Raw genomic sequence first — 19380 nt, forward strand, 5'->3', positions numbered from 1 at the left:
CGGGGCGCAGGCGGCGAGGCGGGGGCCAGCCAGGTCGTCACGGCCGGTGCCGCACTTGAACTGTTCCAGGCGGCCGCCCTGATCCACGATGACATCATCGACCGTTCGGATACGCGGCGGGGCGGTCCCAGCGTGCACCGCCGTTTCAGCCAGCTGCACACTGCGCAGGGCTGGGCGCTGGACAGCGAACGGTTTGGCCAGGCCGCTGCCATCCTTGCGGGCGACCTTTGCCTTTCCTTCAGCGAAGAGGCGTTCACTGACATCGGCGAACGGGCTGCGTCGGGCAGCCGGGCCAGGCTCATCTTCAACCTCATGCGGGCAGAGGTCATGGCCGGCCAGTACCTGGACATCCTGGAAGAAGTAGCAGGTCCGGTCCGGGACCGGGCCGGTGCCGTCGGCAGGGCTCAGTCGATCATCCGGTTCAAGAGTGCCAAGTACTCCACCGAACACCCCCTGGCCCTGGGTGGGGCCCTGGCCGGGGCCACCAATGAGCTGCTCCGGGGATACTCGGCATTTGCCCTCCCGCTGGGCGAAGCGTTCCAGCTCCGCGATGACGTCCTGGGCGTGTTTGGTGATCCGCTGACCACCGGGAAGCCGGCCGGCGACGACCTGCGCGAAGGAAAGCGGACGGTTTTGGTGGCACTCGCCCTGGACCAGGCTTCGCCGGAAGAGTCGGCATTCATCGATGCCAGCCTGGGCAGCCCGGATCTGTCAGACGCTGACATCCTGGAGATCCGGCGGATCATCGAGGACTCCGGAGCGCTCCAGGCCACCGAAGTCCTCATCAATGAATTCGGCTCGGCAGCCTTCGATGCACTTGACGGGCTTGAACTGGAAGAGTTGCCCAAAACCGCCCTCCGGAGGCTGGCCGAAGCGACGGTCAGCCGAGCCTCCTGAAGCGGGCTGTTACCAGGCCAGGGTTTGGGCCCTGCGCCTGATTTCCGTCTTGCGGCCCTCACGCAGGGCATCGATGGGGCGGCCACGCAGTGACTCGTCTTGCGTAAACAGCCACACAATAAGGTCCTCGTCTGAATAGCCGGCGTCCGCCAGCACCACGATGGTTCCCTTAAGGCTGTCTACTACCTGGCCGTCCTGGATGAACTCCGCGGGTACCGAGCGGATTTTCCGGTCCCCCACGCGCAAAGCCGCCAGGGAACGCTCGTCAATAAGGCTGTGCACCTTGGTGATTGATACATCCAACAAACGGGCGACGTCGGGCAGCGGCAACCACTCGCCCACCAGGTTTTCTACATTACTCACGGATCAAGGTTGCCACGCCGCCCACCCCGGCGCCTAGTCGGCGCATTTCATTCCGCCCCTGGCCTGCGGACACTCCCAAAAAGAAGCTATTACCCGAATTTCCAAAATTCTTGTGCTATCCGCAAATTCATGAGAGATTCACACACATCACAGTTGTAACACTAATAACTTGAGTCACAGTAGTATCAAGATTGACAGCGGCATCCCCGTCCGCGTCCGCACCCGCAGTTGAGAAGAGGATTCTTTCCGATGACGATGTCCCGCTCGCCCAAGCAGCCCCCCAAGCCGAGTCTGCCGATGATTGCCGCCACCACTGCGGCGCTGCCAGCGGTCGTATTGTCATCTTTGGCCCTCGCCCAGCCGGCGACCGCCCAGCAGCCCGTACGGAACATTCCCAGCAGCCTTGCAGCAGCAATGAAGGCACAGGCTGCAGCGAAAGCGGCCGGCACCGTAATCCCCGCCGCAGTTGTCTCCACCACCATTCCCGCAGCGTTCCAGCCCGCGCAGCCGGCGGCACCCGCCGAGTACACGATCGTCCGTGGGGATACCGTCAGCGGGATCGCCGGCCGGTTCGGCCTGAACACCGGGGACATCCTGAAGCTGAACAACCTGCAGGCCAACACGATTATTTACCCGGGCCAGAAGCTCAAGCTGTCCGGCTCCGCGGAGCCTGCGGCTCCTGCACCCGCCGCTGCACCCGCAGCTCCGGCTCCCGCAGCGCCGGCCCCCGCGGGCGGCGCGACCTACACGGTAAAGCCCGGCGACACCCTTGGTGCCATCGCGGCCAGGCACAACGTCTCCCTCTCGGACGTCTTCGCCTGGAACAACCTCTCCATGCGCTCCATCATCTACCCGGGACAGAAGGTCAAGGTGGGCGGCGGCGATTCCGCGCCCGCCCCCGCAGCCCCGGCTCCCGCCGCACCTGCACCTGCACCGCTGGCAAACACCGCGGCACCGGCAACGGGCTCCTACACCATCAAGGCCGGCGACACGCTCTCCGTCATCGCGTCGCGCCACGGCGTCAAGCTGTCGGACCTGCTCGCCGCGAACAAGCTGGGCATGACCACGGTTATCTACCCGGGCAGCAAGCTGGTGATTCCCGGGGGCTCCGGCCAGGCAGCACAGCCCGCAGCAGCACCCCAGCCCGCAGCCGCTCCCCTGGTGCCCAGTTCTTTCCTGGGGTTCAGCTACCCGGCCGCTGTTGTCAGCTCCGCCAATGAAAACAAGGCCCTGCTGAACGCCTCGCCCGTTCCCTCGCGGGACGAAATGAAGAACATCGTTGCGGACACGGCACGCCGCATGGGCGTGGACCCCTCCCTGGCTTTGGCTTTCGCCTTCCAGGAATCCGGCTTCAACCAGCGCGCCGTGTCGCCCGCCAACGCGATCGGCACCATGCAGGTCATTCCGAGCTCCGGGCAGTGGGCCTCGGACCTGGTTGGGCGGAAGCTGAACCTGCTGGACCCGTACGACAACGCCACGGCCGGGGTAGCCATCATCCGGCAGCTCCTGGCCACCAGCAAGGATCAGGACACCGCCATCGCCGGTTATTACCAGGGCCAGTACTCGGTGAGCAAGAACGGTATGTACGACGACACCAAGGCCTATCTGGCGGCCATCAAGGCGCACCAGAAGAACTTCAGCTGAGCTCCGGCCGCTGACCAATTTCATGATTGCGGGTCCGAACCGTTACCGGTTCGGACCCGTTTTCATTTCAGACGCGTTTTGCTGCGGGATTAGGATCGTAAGGTGCAGGAACACGTGTCAGACCCAGTTGTAGGGACGCTGGTGGACAACCGCTATGCCGTCACCTCCAGGCTCGCCCGTGGCGGGATGTCCACCGTCTACCTGGCCGTGGACCAAAGGCTGGACCGTGAGGTGGCCCTCAAGGTGCTGCATCCCCACCTCGCAGCAGATGAAAACTTCCTGGGCAGGCTGGGCCGTGAGGCCAAGGCCGCCGCCCGCCTGTCCCATCCGCACGTGGTGGGTGTTTTGGACCAGGGAAACGACGGCAACACCGCCTACCTCGTCATGGAATACATCAAGGGCCACACGCTCAGGGACGTCCTCCGCGACCGGGGTGCCCTGCCACCCCGGCTGGCGCTGGCACTGATAGATCCGGTGGTGGAGGGGCTGGGAGCGGCACACGCAGCCGGTTTCATCCACCGCGACGTGAAGCCGGAAAACGTCCTGATCGCCGACGACGGCCGGATCAAGATCGGCGACTTCGGCCTCGCCCGTGCCGTAACCAGCTCAACCAGCACCGGAGCCCTGATCGGGACCGTGGCCTACATCTCGCCGGAGCTGGTCCTCGGCAAGCCGGCGGATGCGCGCAGCGACGTCTACTCGGTGGGCATCATGCTGTACGAAATGCTGACCGGGCGGCAGCCGTTCGAGGGCGAAGTACCCATCCAGGTGGCCTACCAGCACGTCAACGGGATGGTCGGGCCGCCGTCGGACCTGGTCCCCCGGCTGGCCGGCGAAGTGGATGAACTGGTGCAGTGGTGTACCGCCAACGATCCCGAGAACCGGCCCGTGGACGGCAACGCGCTGCTCCAGGAGCTGCGCCACATCCGGACCAACCTCACCGATGCGGAGCTGGACCTGCAGCCGCCGGCAGCGGCCGCCGCTGCGTCGCAGCACGCGACGGAAATTCTGGGCCGCACCAGCAATCCGACAACGCTGCTTCCTCCCTCCCGGCCGGCAGCGCCAGCTTACCCGCCCGGGCTTACGCTGCCCGACGACGACGATGGGGACAGCGGCTGGTCTCCCCCGCCGCCGCGGCTGGGCAAGCGGGCGCAGCGGAAAGCGGACCGGGAAAGCGAGAAGCTCCGCGCGCTGGCCGCCGCAACTCCGGTGCGTACCCTGCGGGAGGGAAATCCGCGCCGCCGCGGCTTCATCTGGGTGGTGGTCCTCATCCTCGCGGCCCTGCTGGCGACGGGCGCGGGCTGGTTCTTCGGCATGGGCCCCGGTGCCGCCGCTGCCGTGCCGGCAGTAGCCAACAAGACAGTGGCACAGGCCCAGCAACTGCTCAACGGGGTGGGCTTCCGCTCCACCACGAGCGACGTCTTCGACGACGACGTGCCCACCGGGCTCGTGGTGGGCAGTGAGCCCGCCGCTGGGACGGAAATCAGGAAGTTCCAGCCCGTCTCATTGCTGGTGTCCAAGGGGCCGCAGCTTTTCCCGTTGCCACCACTTACCGGCGGGACTCTGGACGCGGCGAAGAGCGCCCTGAACGCGGTGGAGATGGCGCTGGGGACGGTCACCGAAAAATTTGATGAGGAAGCAGCTGCCGGTACCGTCCTGTCCCAGGATCCCGCTGCCGGCACCCCTGCCCGGCACGGTACTCCCGTGGGACTTACGGTTTCCAAGGGACCGCAGCCTATTGCCGTTCCGTCGGTCGTCGGTAAGGCCGAGGACGACGCCGTCGCTGCGGTTGAGGCAGCAGGCCTCACTGCCGAGGTAGCCCCCGACCAGGTGTTCGACCGGAACGTTCCGGAGGGCGCCGTGGTCAGCCAGTCCCCGGCCAACGGGACGCTGACCAGGGGCGGCACGGTGACCCTGACCATTTCCAAGGGCCCGAAGATGGTGGCTGTCCCCAGCTTCATCGGCAAGCAGGCCTCGGAGGCACGCAAGGCGCTCGAGGCACTGGGCTTCCAGGTCCGGGTGAACAACATCCTGGGCGGCTTCTTCGGCACCGTGCGGGACCAGTCGCCGGTGGACCGGGAGGTCCCGGAAGGCTCCGTCGTCACCATCACGGTGGTGTAGTCCAGGTGGGCAGGCATAAGCCTGCCCACCCCGGAACCGTTTGGCTTGGTTCCTAGTGCTTGGCGAGCGCGCCGGCCACCAGGAAGGCCATTTCGAGTGACTGCATGTGGTTCAGGCGGGGATCGCAGACCGACTCGTACCGGTCCAGGAACGCATCCTGGTCGATCGGGTCGGCGCCGCCCAGGCACTCGGCGACGTCGTCGCCTGTCATCTCCACGTGCAGGCCGCCCGGTACAGTCCCCAGTCCGTGGTGCACCTCGAAGAACCCGCGCACTTCGTCGATGACGTCGTCGAAGTTCCGGGTCTTGTAACCGTTGGGCGAGGTGACGGTGTTGCCGTGCATGGGGTCGGTGACCCACAGGACCTGCGCCCCGGAGGCGGTGACCTTCTCGACGACGGCCGGCAGCTTTTCGCGGATGTTGCCGGCGCCCATGCGGGTGATGAAGGTGAGGCGGCCGGGCTCGCGGTCCGGGTCGAGCTTGTCGATCAGGCGCAGGGCGTCGTCACCGGTGGTGGACGGGCCCAGCTTCACGCCGATGGGGTTGCGTACCCGCGAGAGGAAGTCGACATGGGCGTGGTCCAGTTCCCGGGTACGCTCGCCGATCCAGAGGAAATGGGCCGAGGTGTCGTACGGGAAGCCGGTGCGGGAGTCGATGCGGGTCAGCGCGCGTTCGTAATCCAAGAGCAGTGCCTCATGGCTTGCGAAGAACTCCACCCGCTTGAGGGCTTCGAAGTCGGCGCCGCAGGAGTCCATGAACTTGATGGCACGGTCAATATCGCGGGCCAGTGATTCGTAACGGGCGTGGGCCGGGTTTTCGGTAAACCCCTTGTTCCACTGGTGCACGGAGCGCAGGTCCGCGAAACCGCCCTGCGTGAAGGCGCGGATGAGGTTCAGGGTGGAGGCCGACGTGTGGTACGCCCGCAGCATGCGCGCGGCGTCGTGGCCGCGCGACTCGGGGGTGAAGTCGTACCCGTTGACGATGTCGCCGCGGTAGGCAGGCAGGGTCACGCCGTCACGTGTTTCGTCATTGGAGGAGCGCGGCTTGGCGAACTGGCCCGCCATGCGGCCCATCTTGATGACCGGCATGGCGGCACCGTAGGTGAGCACCACCGCCATCTGGAGGATGGTTTTCACACGGGCGCTGATCTTGTCGGCCGTGGCAGCCTCGAAGGTCTCGGCGCAGTCGCCGCCCTGCAGGAGGAACGCCTTGCCCTGGGCAGCGGCAGCCAGCCGCTCGCGAAGCACGTCCACTTCGCCTGCAAACACCAGCGGCGGCAGGACCGACAGTTCCTTTACTGAGGCCTCAAAGACATCCCGGTCCTGCCAGCTGGGCTGCTGGGAGATGGGAAGGTCCCGCCAATGGTCCAGTCCGGGATAGTTGGCCGCTCCGCTCTGGGCGGTGCTGGACAGAGAAAAGGCTGGTTTTGCAGATAGCTCAGTCACCCTCTAAGACTAGCGGCAGGGCGGCAGCGCCGGGCACCGGACCGTCACGCTGCCCGCTGTCCCCGTCACAACTGCCGCGGGGCCGCCGGAAGGTTCCGCTATCCCGCGGCCTCTGTGCCGGCGTCGTCCTCCACACCGGGGCGGCCCGGCGCCGGGCCTAACCCGGAGTCCTGGACGAATCCGTCTCCGGAGGCTGCCGGGGCCGCGAGGGGCTCGGCGGCAGCCCGCGGTTCCTCCGGCTTCCCGGCCAGCCGCAGCTTCACCACGGCCGCGTATTCATCCACGTATTCCTGGCCGGAGAGCCGCATCAGCCGGGACATGATCTCGTCCGTGACCTGGCGCTGGACCGTCCGGTCCTCGGCCTGCTCCCGGTACTGGCTGAAATCCAGTGGTTCACCGAAGATCATGCCGATCCTGCGGATGTTGGGCAGGCGCTTGCCGATGGGCTGGACCTTGTCGGTGCCGATCATGGCGACGGGGATCACGGGGACCCCGGCCTGGAGCGCCAGCCGTGCCACGCCTACCTTGCCGCGGTACAACCGTCCGTCGGGGCTTCGCGTGCCCTCCGGGTAGATGCCCAGCAGGCCGCCGGCGCTGAGTACTTCCATCCCTGCGTTCAGGGACGCGGCGGAGGCAGCGCCCCCGGAGCGGTCCATGGGCAACTGGTTGGTGAGGCGGAAGAACGCGGCCGTGAGCCTGCCCTTGATGCCGGTTCCCGTGAAGTACTCCGACTTGGCGAGGAAGACCACAGGGCGCCGCACCATGAGCGGCATGAAGATGGAGTCGGAGAACGACAGGTGGTTGGAGGCGATGATGGCGGCCCCCTGCGCCGGAATGTTGTCCAGGCCCTTGACCCAGGGTCTGAAGAGCAGCTTGATCACCGGACCGAGGAAGATCCTTTTCATGACCCAATAGAACACGTGGTGAACCTCTCCGGAAGGCAGCCCCGGGCCCTGCGTCGGGCCTGGCCAGCGATTCAATGCAACCCTACTCTAGTGAGATTTGGCTGGAACAGTGACACGATGGAGTCATGACTGAAAGCAGCCCCCCGTCCCGTCCGGCCGCTTTCAGTTATCCGGGCCACGGCGCCAACGCCCGCACCGGAGTGGCCATTTGCCACGGTTTCACGGGCAGTCCCCTGAGTATCATGCCGTGGGCACAGCACCTCGCGGACCTCGGATACGCCGTATCCGTCCCGCTTCTGCCGGGGCATGGAACAGACTGGCGCCAGCTCGCGCTGACCGGCTGGCAGGACTGGTACCGCAGCTACGAAAAGGCCCTCCTCGAGCTGGCGGCCCGGACGGATTCCTGTTTTACGGCGGGCCTGTCGATGGGCGGTGCGATTGCCCTCCTCGCAGCATCCCGCCACCAGGTGGCAGGGGTCAGCGTCGTTAACCCGGGCCTGAGCTTCTATGACCGCCGGGTACGGATCATCGGCCTCCTCAAATACTTCCAGCGGACCACGGTCCCCATCCAGGAGGAGCAGACCGGGGCGCCGGCGACGAACGATGGCGATTACTCCCTGACGCCGCTCGCGGCAGTGCATGAGCTCAAGAAACTGTTCGGTGCAACCGTGCGGGCGCTGCCCGGTGTCGACGCCCCGGTCCAGGTCTTCAAGTCGCGTACCGACGCCGTGGTCCCGCCCACATCGCTGGCGCTGCTGCGGAAGGGGTTGGGCCCGAACCTCACCGACGTGGTGGACCTTGCCAGCAGCGGCCATGTGGCTACTCTGGACGTTGACGCGCCCGCGATCTTCGCCAGGTCCGGAGAATTCGTCGCCGCCCACGCCCGCCGTACCAGTCCCTTGGAGACGCCATGACCTCCGGTCCGGACCACAGCCCGTTCACCAGCCCCTTCAGCGACGAAGGATCCCGTACGGGGGTGGTCCTGTCCCACGGCTTCACGGGAAGCCCCCATGGCCTGCGCGCCTGGGCCACGGCGTTCGCCGCAGCCGGTTTCGCCGTCCGCATGCCGCTGTTGCCCGGCCACGGGACCACGTGGCAGGACCTGGCCCGCACCCGTTGGCAGCAGTGGCACGGCGCCCTGGATGACGCCTTCCTGGAGCTGGACGCCGAGTGCGACCAGGTCTTCGCAGCCGGCCTGAGCATGGGCGGGGCGCTGGCCCTGCGCATTGCCGCTACCCGGCCTGTCGCGGGAGTGATCCTGGTGAACCCCGGCCTGGTAATTGATGATCCCCGCGCGCCCTTGGCAGGGATCCTGAAGCTGGTGCTCAAAAGCACCCCCTCCATCGGCAATGACATCCTCAAGGCAGGGATGGATGAGGGTGCTTATGCACGCACACCCGTGGCCGCTGCCCACGAACTGAACAAAATGTTCAGGGACACCGTCCGGCTCCTGCCCAGGGTCACCGCACCCGTGCAGGTCTACCGCTCCACCGTGGACCACGTGGTGTCGGATGCCAGCATGGACGCCCTCCGGCGCGGGCTGACGCACGCTCCGCTGGAAGTGGTGCGGCTGGAGAACAGCTACCACGTCGCGACCCTGGACAACGACGCCGACCGCATCTTTGAGGGGTCTGTTGAGTTCATCCGGCGCGCCCTGCAGGATGCGCCGGCCGGCCCGGCGCGGCCCGGACAGGAGGTCCGCAGTGAACAGGCCTGACTCCGACCAGCCGGACCAGGGCGCCAACCAGGACGACGCCGTCTGGCTGGACCTGGTGGCAAGGCTGGAATCGGACACCGTGGCGATCGTGCCCACCGGTCCGGTGGCTGCTGCGCCGGAACCCCCCGCGCAACCCACGTTCCGCGACTTCGATCCCCTGGGGCTGGCGGGAACTCCTCCCGCCGAAATGTCCGCGGCCGAACGTCAGGCGCGGCCCGCGAATGGCGCGGACGTGCCCGGCGAGGGTCCCAGGGACTATGACGTGGACGACGACGGCGAAGAGTTCGTGCCGGAGGAACCGCCCAGCCTGGCCGGCACCGACCCCCTGACCATGCTCGCCTGGCTCGGGGCCGTCGGCGGACCCGTCGCACTGCTGCTCTCAGCCATGTTCTGGCGGTCAGCGCCCCTGCTGGCCATCGTTGGCATCGTTGCGGTGTTCGTGCTGGCCACGGTGTACCTGATCATGAAGCTGCCCCAGGAAAAGAACGGCGACGACGACGGCGCCAGGGTCTAGCTCCCCGGCGGCCGCACCGCCGTCGTCCTCAGCTGCGGACGCGGCTGCTGACGCGGGAAAGGTCGGCAGCTCCGATGAGCCCCGCGTTGGGGCCCAGGGCCGCCAGCTCGATCCCTGCAGCCGGGCGGAATCCGCGCCCCGTCAGGTTCCGCGCGAAGGCCTTGCGGGCCGGTTCCACCAGCAGGTCGCCCGCTGAGCACAGGCCGCCGCCGATAACGAACAGCCCCGGGTCCAGGGCCGCTGCCAAGTTGGCCAGCCCGAGGCCCAGCCATTCGCCGACCTCCTCGATCAGTTCCCGCGAAGCGGGGTCGCCGGCGAGCGCCAGTTCGGTCACGATGGCTCCGGTGATCGCTTCCGGGTGTCCCCCCACGGCCGCCAGCAGGTCCTGGGCCATCGGTGAGTTGGACCGTGCCAGGAGCCGGGCTTCCCGTCCCAGGGCGTTGCCCGAAGCGTACTGTTCCCAGCAGCCTCGGTTGCCGCATTCGCAGCGGTGGCCGCCCGGCATGATGATCTGGTGGCCAAACTCCCCTGCCACGCCAAAGCGGCCGCGTTCCACCCTGCCGTCCATCACCATGGCGCCGCCGATGCCGGTACCCAGCGTGATGCAGACCAGCCGGTCCTCCCCCTGGCCGGCGCCGAAGCGCCACTCTGCCCATGCTGCGGCATCGGCGTCGTTGGTCAGGAGCACCGGACGGCGGAGGAGCCGCTGGAGGTTGTCACGCAGTGGCTCGTTGCGCCAGGCCAGGTGCGGGCTGAAAAGGACGGTTCCGCCGGCAAGGTCCATCCAGCCGGCTGCGCCGATGCCCACTGACCAGATGCGGTGCCCCCGGCCGAGTTCCTCCACCAGTTCGACAATGACCTGCTCTACTGCCCGCGGGTCCGTTCCGGGGGTTGAGCGGCGGGCCTCGCTGAGGATCCGTCCTTCGGCGTCCACCACGCCGGCAGCGACCTTGGTTCCCCCGATGTCGATTCCGATGGCCAGTCCCTTGCGGCCCAGGCGGAGGTGGCCGCCGGTGCCGCCATGGAGCTGTCCGGCACGGTGGGTGGCGGGACGGCGGCGCCACGGAGCTGGTCTTTTCAGGGGGCCGGCCTGATCGCCGGGCAACGGTCCGTACATAGTCCACCATTCTAGGCGGGCGGAAACATTGTCTTGACATACAGCCCTTCACAGCGCCCATTGACGGCTAAGTTACTCGCCAGTAGGTTTGTGTACTGCACTGTTCCGCCCGGGGTACTAGTCTTTAGGCAAACCCCCTGCGCGGGACTTCAGATATCAAAGGAGCTATAGTGCGCGAATTCAGTGTTCCGCCCCTGGTTGTTGTCCCGCCCGAAACCAACATCACTGACCTGGTGCTGCGGCAGGCGGCCAAGCCCAGCAACCCGGCACTGTTTTCCCGCCTGGACGCCTCGGGTGCGTGGCGCAATGTGTCCGCCACCGAATTCCTGGCCGACGTCAAGGCTTTGGCCAAGGGGCTCATGGCGAGTGGAGTCGGCGCCGGTGACCGTGTGGGCATCATGTCCCGTACCCGCTACGAGTGGTCTCTCGTGGACTTTTCCATCTGGTTCGCAGGAGCGGTCTCGGTCCCCATCTATGAAACCTCCTCCCCTTCCCAGGTGGCCTGGAACCTGGGCGACTCCGGCGCGGTGGCCGCGTTCGGCGAGTCCGCCCAGCACGAGAACGTCATCCGCCAGGCCGTCACCGCCGAAGGCCTGACGGACGTGCAGCACGTGTGGCAGCTTGAGGGCCAGGGCCTGGACAGCCTCCGGGAAGCAGGCCGCGGCGTCAGCGACGAGGACCTCGAGTCCCGCCGCAAAGCTGCGGGACTGCGGGACGTCGCCACCATCATCTACACCTCCGGAACCACGGGACGCCCCAAGGGCTGTGAGCTGACGCACGGCAATTTCGTGGAACTCTCGGACAATGCCCTGGGCATCATCGGCGAAATTGTCCACGAACATGCCAAGACCATCATGTTCCTGCCGCTGGCCCACGTGTTTGCCCGGTACATCTCGGTGCTGGCGATGGCAGCCGGAACCACGGTGGCCCACACCCCGGACATCAAGAACCTCCTGGCGGACCTGCAGAGCTACGAACCGACGTTCATCCTGGCGGTGCCCAGGGTCTTCGAGAAGGTCTACAATTCCGCGCTGACCAAGGCCGAGGACGGCGGCAAGGGTGCCATCTTCCACCGGGCCGCCGAGACTGCCATCGCCTTCTCGAAGGCGCGGCAGGACGGACGGGTGGGACTGGGCCTGAAGCTGCGGCACGCGTTGTTCGACAAGCTGGTCTACGGCAAGCTGCGGGCTGCCATGGGTGGACATGTTGCCCATGCCGTGTCCGGTGGCGGCCCCCTGGGCGAGCGGCTGGGCCACTTCTTCCAGGGCATCGGCCTGCAGGTGCTGGAGGGATACGGACTCACCGAAACCACCGCGCCCATCACGGTGAACACCCCGTCCCGGATCAAGATCGGTTCCGTGGGCAAGCCCCTCCCGGGCAACTCCGTCAAGATTGCCGACGACGGCGAGATCCTGGCCAAGGGAGTCTGCGTCATGCGCGGCTACTACGGGCGGGACGACCTCACCGCGGAGGCGTTCACGGATGGCTGGTTCCATACGGGGGACATTGGCAAGCTGGATGACGACGGTTTCGTCTGGATCACCGGCCGCAAAAAGGAAATCATCGTCACCGCCGGCGGCAAGAACGTCATCCCGGCCCTGCTGGAGGACCAGATCCGTGCCGACGCCCTGGTATCGCAAGTTCTCGTGGTGGGCGACAACAGGCCCTTCATCGGGGCCCTGGTAACCCTGGACCAGGAAGCCCTGCCGGGCTGGCTCCAGCGCCACGGCCTTCCGGCGGACACCACCCTGGAGCAGGCAGCCGCCAATCCAGTGGTGAAGGCAGCAGTGCAGGACCTCATTACCGCGGCAAATTCGTCGGTCTCCCAGGCCGAAGCCATCAAGTCCTTCCGCATCGTCCCGGCCGACTTCACCGAAGCCTCCGGGCACCTCACGCCGTCAATGAAGGTCAAAAGGTCACAGGTCATGAAGGACTTCGAAAGCGTAATCGAGGAAATGTACTCCGCCCCGCGCTCCTGAGGCCGGTAACACGAAAGGGTCCTCCCATGGCGGGAGGACCCTTTCCTGTTCCACGGACCACCCTGGCCGGGCATCGGGTACTACAGTGGTTGCATGGCTGCCAGCCGCAAACCGCTCGATGACCTGCGCGAAACCATCGGACACCTCGCCGATCAGCTCAAGCTGCCCGGCGGTTCGGAGCGCGTGGACGACCTCGTGGGCGATCTCATGGGGGCCAGGCCCGGGCCGGCCCGGCCGCTGTCCGAAGTGCAGGCTGAACTCGACGCGCTGGTCGGACTGGAAACCGTGAAGGAACAGGTGCGGGCCCTCGTCGCACTGCTCCAGGTTCAGGCACGCCGTAAGGCGCACGGCCTGCCGGAGGTTGCCACATCACAGCACCTGGTGTTCCTGGGAAACCCGGGCACGGGCAAAACCACCGTGGCGCGGCTCCTGGCCGAGATGTACCGCGCGGTCGGCCTGCTGCAGAAAGGCCACCTGGTGGAGGTGGACCGTTCGGGCCTGGTGGGGCAGTACGTCGGCCAGACCGCCATCAAGACGGACCGGGTGATCCGGCGCGCGCTGGACGGTGTCCTGTTCATCGATGAGGCCTACGCGCTGGCCCCTGAGGACGGCCGGATGGACTTCGGCCCGGAGGCGATCGAGGTCCTGCTCAAGCGGATGGAGGACCACCGCCACCGCCTGGTGGTGATTGTGGCAGGGTATCCGGCGCTGATGGAGTCCTTCCTGCTCTCGAACCCCGGGCTGCGCTCCCGGTTCGCCCGTGAGATCACCTTCCCCGATTACTCCGTGGACGCGCTCCAGACGATCTTCCACCAGATGCTGGCCCAGCATGAGTACATGCTGGAGCCGGGTGCGGACCAGATGCTGCGCCGCATCTTCACCGGGCTCCATGCGGGCGAAGACTCCGGCAACGCGCGGTTCGCCCGCACGCTGTTCGAGCAGGCACTCAACCGCCAGGCGCTGCGGCTCTCGCTCGACGAGGAACAAAGCCTCGACGCCCTCGATCGTGAAGCCGTCATGACCCTCACCGCGGACGACATCGTCCAGGCCGCGCTGGCCCTCGGCGAGGAGCCGGAGCCTGAACCGGCGCCGGAACCGGAGCAGCCACGCTGGTGGCGCTGGCTGGCCTGACCGGACCACTGCGGCTTTGCACTGTTCCCGGGATGGCGGGCTTTCCTTCTCCACGCAAAACTGCTCCCCGAAGGCCGGAACTGAATTCATCAGTCCAACTTCCGGGGAGCCGTTCACGAGCGGGAGGACCCTTTCGCCGTCTCCGGTGAAGCCTACTGGTCGATGACCAGCAGCAGGTCTCCGCCCTGGACCTGTTCCACGGCGGAGATGGCGAGGCGGGACACCTTGCCGGCTACCGGCGTCGTAATGGACGCTTCCATCTTCATTGCCTCGATGGTGGCCACGGTGTCTCCGGCCTTGACCGTCTCCCCTGGCTTGACGGTGACGGTGACGGCACCTGCGAAGGGGGCGGCCACCTGGCCGGGCTGCGCGGGATCGGCTTTCTCAGCGGCCTTGACGTTGCTCACCACGGAACGGTCGCGCACCACCACGGGACGGGACTGGCCGTTCAGCGTGCACATGACGGTACGCATGCCCTTCTCGTCCGGCTCCGACACGGCCTCCAGGGAGGCGATCAACCGTACGCCGCGTTCCAGCTGGATTTCGTGCTCGGTGCCGCGCTGGAGGCCGTAGAGGTAATCACGGGTATCCAGCACCGAGATGTTCCCGTATGTCTCCACGCTCTTCAGGTAGTCCTTGGTGGGCCCGTCGAAAAGCAGCCGGTTCAGTGTGTGCTGCCGGGTCTTGGAGTCGGACTTGAGCGCTGCGCTGTCCTCGGCGCTGAGCTCGACGTCGCGGACCTTGACGCTCCTGCCCTGCAGGGCCTTGGTGCGGAAGGGTTCCGGCCAGCCTCCGGGAGGATCGCCGAGCTCGCCGGACAGGAAGCCGATGACGGAATCGGGGATGTCGTAGTTCTGCGGGTTGGCCTCGAAGTCGGCGGGGTCCGCGTTGAGTCCCACCAGGTGCAGGGCGAGGTCGCCCACCACCTTGGAGGACGGCGTCACCTTGACCAGGTGGCCAAGGATCCGGTCCGCTGCCGTGTACATGTCCTCGATCGCTTCGAACCGCTCCCCCAGGCCCAGGGCCATGGCCTGCTGGCGCAGGTTGGAGAGCTGCCCGCCGGGAATCTCGTGCTTGTACACCCGGCCGGTGGGGCCGGGCAGGCCGGACTCGAACGGCGCGTAGACGCGGCGGACGGCCTCCCAGTACGGCTCGAGCGAGCTGACGGCGTCCAGGCTGAGGCCGGTGTCCCGGGGCGTGTGGGCCAGCGCAGCAACAAGGGCCGACGCCGACACCTGGCTGGTGGTGCCGGCCAGGGATGCGGAAGCCACGTCCACGGCATCCACACCGGCGTCGACAGCCGCCAGGAGCGTAGCCAGCTGGCCGCCTGCGGTGTCGTGGGTGTGCAGGTGGACGGGCAGGTCGAAGCGTTCACGCAGCGCCGCGACGAGCTTGGCGGCGGCAGCGGGCCGAAGCAGCCCGGCCATGTCCTTGATGGCCAGGATGTGGGCTCCGGCGTCGACAATCTTCTGCGCCAGCCCCAGGTAGTAGTCCAGGGTGTAAAGCTTCTCTTCCGGGTCCAGCATGTCGCCGGTGTAGCAAAGCGCCACCTCTGCGACGGCGGTGCCGGTGGCCCGGACCGCGCGGATGGCAGGAGCCATCTGGTTGACGTCGTTCAGGGCGTCGAAGATGCGGAAGATGTCAATGCCCGTAGCGGCAGCCTCGTTGACGAAAGCTTCGGTCACTTCTTCGGGGTAAGGGGTGTAGCCCACGGTGTTGCGGCCGCGCAGCAGCATCTGGATGCAGACGTTGGGCATGGCCTTGCGCAGTGCAGCGAGCCGGTCCCAGGGGTCCTCGCCCAGGAAGCGCAGTGCCACGTCATAGGTGGCGCCGCCCCAGGCCTCGACGGACAGCAACTGCGGCATGAGGGCCGTAACGGCGGGGCCGGCGGCGACGAGGTCGCGGGTGCGGACACGCGTGGCCAGCAGGGACTGGTGCGCGTCACGGAAGGTGGTGTCGGTGACGGCAACGGCATTCTGCCCGCGCAGTGCCTTCGCGAAGCCTTCCGGGCCCAGCTCAAGAAGCTTCTGGCGTGAACCGGGTCCTGCCTGCATGTCCTTGACGTCGGGCAGCTTGTGGGCCGGGTCCGAATGCACGGCCCGGTCGCCGTTGGGCTTGTTGACGGTGACGTCGGCCAGCCAGGTCAGGAGCTTGGTGCCGCGGTCGGCCGAGACGCGGGCCTTGAGCAGCTCCGGGCGCTGGTCGATGAAGTTCGTGGCCACATCCCCAGCGATGAAGTCCGGGTCATCCAGCACAGCCTGGAGGAAGGGGATGTTCGTGGAGACGCCGCGGATGCGGAACTCCGCAAGTGCGCGGCGGGCGCGGGCAACCGCGGCGGGGTAATCCCTGCCGCGGCAGGTGAGCTTGACCAGCATGGAGTCGAAGTGGGGGCTGATCTCGGCACCGGAGTAGACCGTGCCGCCGTCCAGGCGGACACCGGCACCGCCTGCCGAACGGTATCCGGTGATCTTTCCGACGTCGGGGCGGAACCCGTTGGCGGGGTCCTCGGTGGTGATGCGGCTCTGGAGGGCGGCGCCGCGAAGCCGGACGGTGTCCTGGGAGAGGCCAAGATCGGCCAGCGTCTCTCCGGAGGCAATCCGCATCTGGGCCTGGACCAGGTCCACGTCCGTGACTTCCTCGGTGACCGTGTGCTCCACCTGGATGCGCGGGTTCATTTCGATGAAGACGTGCTGGCCCGCCCGCTCGCCCTCCGTGTCAACCAGGAATTCGACGGTACCGGCGTTGACGTAGTTCAGTGCCTTGGCGAACTTCACGGCATCCCGGTACAGGGCCTGGCGGATGCCCTCATCAAGGTTGGGCGCGGGGGCGATCTCGATGACCTTCTGGTGCCGCCGCTGGATGGAGCAGTCGCGCTCGAAGAGGTGCATGACGTTGCCCTCGGCGTCCGCGAGGATCTGCACTTCGATGTGCCGCGGGCGGAGGACCGCCTGCTCCAGGAACATGGTGGGATCACCGAACGCAGCATCGGCTTCGCGCATGGCTGACTTCAGGGCTTCCGGCAGTGCCTCGCGGGTGTCCACCCGCCGCATGCCGCGGCCACCGCCGCCGGCGACAGCCTTGGCGAAAATGGGGAATCCGATCTCATCGGCGGCGGCCAGGAGCTCGTCCAGGTCTTTGGACGGCTCGCTGGACTTCAGGACCGGCACCCCGGCCTCCCGGGCCGCCTTCAGGGCCGCCACCTTGTTGCCGGCGAGCTCAAGCACTTCGGCGGGCGGACCCACGAAAGTGATGCCGGCTTCCTTTGCCGCTCGTGCCAGTTCCGGGTTCTCGGAGAGGAAACCGTAGCCCGGGTAGATGGCGTCTGCGCCGGACTCCTTCGCGACGCGCACCACTTCCGCCACGTCCAGGTATGCGCGGACGGGATGTCCTTCCTCGCCAATCAGGTAGGCCTCGTCCGCTTTCTGGCGGTGGATCGAGTTACGGTCCTCTTGGGGAAAAACGGCAACGGTCTTAGCGCCCAGCTCGTAGCCGGCGCGGAAGGCCCTGATCGCGATTTCGCCGCGGTTGGCCACCAGAACTTTGGAAAACATACTTCTCCTGCATCATTGCGGGTGGATCGATGAGTGGTCACAGTGTCTAGGACCTGCAAGGACAAACACAAATCTTTGTGGCCACGGTCACAGATTTTCCCGTCATGTCCCGAACGCTTTCAGCCTGGCTGGCGGAAACCGCCCCGGCAGCACAGTCGGTGCCATGCCGACGCCCGATAAAGCAGGATTCGCCGACGCATCAACATATGATGAGTAGGGCGGCAGGACCGTCCGGCTTCGGCTCTGCCGAGGCAAACATTACCCCCAACACGGCATCCGGCGTTAGGTTTTGGTCTCTCAAGTGCAAGTAGTCAGCATCAGCAGCCTCAAGGGTGGAGTCGGCAAGACTTCCGTCACCACAGGATTGGCGTCTGCGGCGCTGGCCGCAGGAGTACGCACGCTGGTGGTGGACCTGGATCCGCACGCCGACGCCACCACCGCCCTAGGCGTGCAGCCGGGTGACCAGCTGGATATCGGCAGGATGCTGAAGAGCCCGCGCCGGGCGAAGCTGGCTGAGAACGTGGTGCGGAGCAGCTGGGCCGACCGCGCCCCCTCCAACGGTTCCAGGCCCGCCGTCCTGGATGTCGCCGTCGGCTCCGCCTACACCGGTATCTACGACCGGCCGGACCTTGGCCGCCGCGATCTCCGGCGGCTTTCCGCCGTGCTCGCCGGCGCCGCGGACTACCAGCTGGTCCTGGTCGACTGCCCGCCCTCGCTCAATGGCCTGACGCGCATGGCCTGGGCGGCCAGTGACAAAGTGGCCCTGGTGGCCGAGCCGGGCCTGTTCTCTGTTGCCGGTACCGAACGCACCATGCGGGCCATCCAGCTGTTCAAGCAGGAGTTTGCGCCCAATCTTTCGCCGGCAGGGATCGTTGCCAACCGGGTCCGGAGCGGTTCCTCCGAGCACACCTACCGGCTTGCGGAGATGGAGTCCATGTTCGGCGAACTCCTGCTGAGCCCGCGCATTCCTGAGCAGGCCAACTGGCAGCAGATCCAGGGCGCAGCCCACCCCGTCCACCATTGGCCGGGTGATTCGGCAAAGTCCGCGGCCGGTTTGTTTGACGACCTGCTGTCCAACCTGATGACGGCCGGCAGCGGTCTCCGCAGCCGCGCCCGCTGACCGGGACGTTCCGCAGGCCGCAGAAACCACAGCGCTTAAACGAATAAGGGGCCGCCCTCCAGCTGGAGGGCGGCCCCTTATTCGTATGGCTGCGGGTGGGTTAGCTGATCTTCCGCGCTGCCCGGCGCTTGCTCAGTTCGTCGTCCGGAAAGGACTGTTCGGCGGCGTGCTCGCTGGGCAGCGATGCAAGGCTGCCCTCGACCTCGCGCCATACGCGTCCCACTGCGATGCCGAACACGCCCTGGCCGCCCTGCACCAGGTCAATGACCTCATCGGCGGAGGTGCACTCGTAGACGCTGGCACCGTCGCTCATGAGCGTGATCTGTGCCAGGTCCTCAACGCCGCGCTCCCGCAGGTGTTCCACGGCGGTGCGGATCTGCTGGAGGGAAACTCCGGTGTCCAGGAGCCTTTTGACCACTTTGAGGACCAGGATGTCGCGGAATCCGTAGAGCCGCTGCGAGCCTGAACCGGCGGCGCCGCGGACGGCCGGTTCGACGAGTCCGGTGCGGGCCCAGTAATCGAGCTGGCGGTAGGTGATGCCTGCGGCCTTGCAGGCAGTGGGGCCACGGTAGCCGGCGTCTTCATCCAGTACCGGCAGGTCTTCGGTGAACAGGAGGCCTTGGGCACCACTCACGGGCACAGCAACACCAGCCGTGGGCTGTTTAAGCCCGCCTGCTTCGCCTTTGGGACTCACCTGGATCCTCCTTGTCGTACGCTCCCCCGGAACTGATACAGCATCCTTGGCATGAAGACCATGGGTGTAATTTCTCCGCGGGGCGCACTTTCCAGTGTGACTTGCGCGGCTGCCGTAAGCAAGGGAACTTGATACTTCGACGTTAGGCCCGGCGGGTCCCGAGGTCAAAGACCTCGGGGGCTT

The 19380-nt window shown here is 66.7% G+C and carries 15 protein-coding genes; 9 read left to right on the forward strand and 6 right to left on the reverse strand.

Annotation, left to right across the window (positions count from 1 at the left end; translation table 11 throughout):
* A partial coding sequence (locus BACI349Y_RS11735; protein WP_236560808.1) for a polyprenyl synthetase family protein occupies window positions 1-897 on the forward strand: 897 nt, incomplete at its 5' end.
* Between the two features lie 9 nt (window positions 898-906).
* Here BACI349Y_RS11735 and BACI349Y_RS11740 read toward each other — a convergent pair.
* Entirely contained in the window at window positions 907-1260 is a 354-nt protein-coding gene (locus BACI349Y_RS11740) for an Rv2175c family DNA-binding protein (protein WP_201302431.1), read from the reverse strand.
* A 249-nt stretch (window positions 1261-1509) separates the two neighbouring features.
* On the opposite strand from BACI349Y_RS11740, the gene BACI349Y_RS11745 reads away from it, so the two are divergent.
* Entirely contained in the window at window positions 1510-2904 is a 1395-nt protein-coding gene (locus tag BACI349Y_RS11745) for a lytic transglycosylase domain-containing protein (protein ID WP_159632251.1), read from the forward strand.
* A gap of 102 nt (window positions 2905-3006) precedes the next feature.
* Window positions 3007-5025, forward strand: coding sequence for a Stk1 family PASTA domain-containing Ser/Thr kinase (pknB, locus tag BACI349Y_RS11750; protein ID WP_159632252.1), 2019 nt, complete (start codon window positions 3007-3009; stop codon window positions 5023-5025).
* A gap of 52 nt (window positions 5026-5077) precedes the next feature.
* On the opposite strand, the gene BACI349Y_RS11755 is transcribed toward pknB, so the two are convergent.
* The gene (locus BACI349Y_RS11755) at window positions 5078-6469 is read right to left on the reverse strand and encodes a class II 3-deoxy-7-phosphoheptulonate synthase (protein WP_159632253.1); all 1392 of its coding nucleotides are present in this window, start codon (window positions 6467-6469) and stop codon (window positions 5078-5080) included.
* A gap of 98 nt (window positions 6470-6567) precedes the next feature.
* The gene (locus tag BACI349Y_RS11760) at window positions 6568-7389 is read right to left on the reverse strand and encodes a lysophospholipid acyltransferase family protein (RefSeq protein WP_159632254.1); all 822 of its coding nucleotides are present in this window, start codon (window positions 7387-7389) and stop codon (window positions 6568-6570) included.
* A 110-nt stretch (window positions 7390-7499) separates the two neighbouring features.
* Between BACI349Y_RS11760 and BACI349Y_RS11765 the strand changes: the two genes are divergently transcribed.
* The 3 genes from BACI349Y_RS11765 to BACI349Y_RS11775 are packed head-to-tail and all read left to right on the forward strand — an operon-like array spanning window position 7500 to window position 9605.
* Window positions 7500-8288 (forward strand): alpha/beta hydrolase, encoded by a 789-nt coding sequence (locus tag BACI349Y_RS11765; RefSeq protein WP_159632255.1) that lies wholly within the window; start codon window positions 7500-7502, stop codon window positions 8286-8288.
* Window positions 8285-9091 carry an alpha/beta hydrolase gene (locus BACI349Y_RS11770; protein ID WP_159632256.1) on the forward strand — a complete coding sequence of 269 codons (807 nt, stop codon included), beginning with the start codon at window positions 8285-8287 and terminating at the stop codon, window positions 9089-9091. Before BACI349Y_RS11765 ends, BACI349Y_RS11770 begins: the two co-directional genes overlap by 4 nt.
* Entirely contained in the window at window positions 9078-9605 is a 528-nt protein-coding gene (locus BACI349Y_RS11775) for a hypothetical protein (RefSeq protein WP_159632257.1), read from the forward strand. The genes BACI349Y_RS11770 and BACI349Y_RS11775 overlap by 14 nt, the downstream gene beginning before the upstream one ends.
* 28 nt (window positions 9606-9633) lie before the next feature.
* Here BACI349Y_RS11775 and BACI349Y_RS11780 read toward each other — a convergent pair whose 3' ends face one another.
* Window positions 9634-10722 (reverse strand): ROK family glucokinase, encoded by a 1089-nt coding sequence (locus BACI349Y_RS11780; RefSeq protein WP_159632258.1) that lies wholly within the window; start codon window positions 10720-10722, stop codon window positions 9634-9636.
* Window positions 10723-10892: 170 nt separating this feature from the next.
* Here BACI349Y_RS11780 and BACI349Y_RS11785 point away from each other — a divergent pair, with 170 nt between their 5' ends.
* The gene (locus BACI349Y_RS11785; RefSeq protein WP_159632259.1) at window positions 10893-12701 is read left to right on the forward strand and encodes an AMP-dependent synthetase/ligase; all 1809 of its coding nucleotides are present in this window, start codon (window positions 10893-10895) and stop codon (window positions 12699-12701) included.
* Between the two features lie 93 nt (window positions 12702-12794).
* Entirely contained in the window at window positions 12795-13832 is a 1038-nt protein-coding gene (locus tag BACI349Y_RS11790) for an AAA family ATPase (protein ID WP_159632260.1), read from the forward strand.
* Window positions 13833-13984: 152 nt separating this feature from the next.
* On the opposite strand, the gene BACI349Y_RS11795 is transcribed toward BACI349Y_RS11790, so the two are convergent.
* Window positions 13985-17383, reverse strand: a complete 3399-nt coding sequence (locus tag BACI349Y_RS11795) for a pyruvate carboxylase (RefSeq protein WP_159632261.1) — start codon at window positions 17381-17383, stop codon at window positions 13985-13987.
* Between the two features lie 301 nt (window positions 17384-17684).
* On the opposite strand from BACI349Y_RS11795, the gene BACI349Y_RS11800 reads away from it, so the two are divergent.
* Complete coding sequence (locus BACI349Y_RS11800) at window positions 17685-18503, forward strand: ParA family protein (protein WP_159632262.1); 819 nt, start codon at window positions 17685-17687, stop codon at window positions 18501-18503.
* Between the two features lie 100 nt (window positions 18504-18603).
* Here the strand turns inward: BACI349Y_RS11800 and BACI349Y_RS11805 are convergent, their stop codons facing one another.
* Window positions 18604-19197, reverse strand: coding sequence for a MerR family transcriptional regulator (locus tag BACI349Y_RS11805; protein WP_018763528.1), 594 nt, complete (start codon window positions 19195-19197; stop codon window positions 18604-18606).
* Window positions 19198-19380 lie beyond the last annotated feature (183 nt).

This window comes from Arthrobacter sp. 8AJ, assembly GCF_902506025.1.
Taxonomy (GTDB): Bacteria; Actinomycetota; Actinomycetes; order Actinomycetales; family Micrococcaceae; genus Arthrobacter.

Coding starts and splice junctions, on each gene's coding strand:
- BACI349Y_RS11745 (WP_159632251.1), top strand. CDS start 1,510: ATGACGATGTCCCGCTCGCCCAAGCAGCCCCCCAAGCCGAGTCTGCCG.
- BACI349Y_RS11765 (WP_159632255.1), top strand. CDS start 7,500: ATGACTGAAAGCAGCCCCCCGTCCCGTCCGGCCGCTTTCAGTTATCCG.
- BACI349Y_RS11770 (WP_159632256.1), top strand. CDS start 8,285: ATGACCTCCGGTCCGGACCACAGCCCGTTCACCAGCCCCTTCAGCGAC.
- BACI349Y_RS11780 (WP_159632258.1), bottom strand. CDS start 10,722: ATGTACGGACCGTTGCCCGGCGATCAGGCCGGCCCCCTGAAAAGACCA.
- BACI349Y_RS11790 (WP_159632260.1), top strand. CDS start 12,795: ATGGCTGCCAGCCGCAAACCGCTCGATGACCTGCGCGAAACCATCGGA.
- BACI349Y_RS11795 (WP_159632261.1), bottom strand. CDS start 17,383: ATGTTTTCCAAAGTTCTGGTGGCCAACCGCGGCGAAATCGCGATCAGG.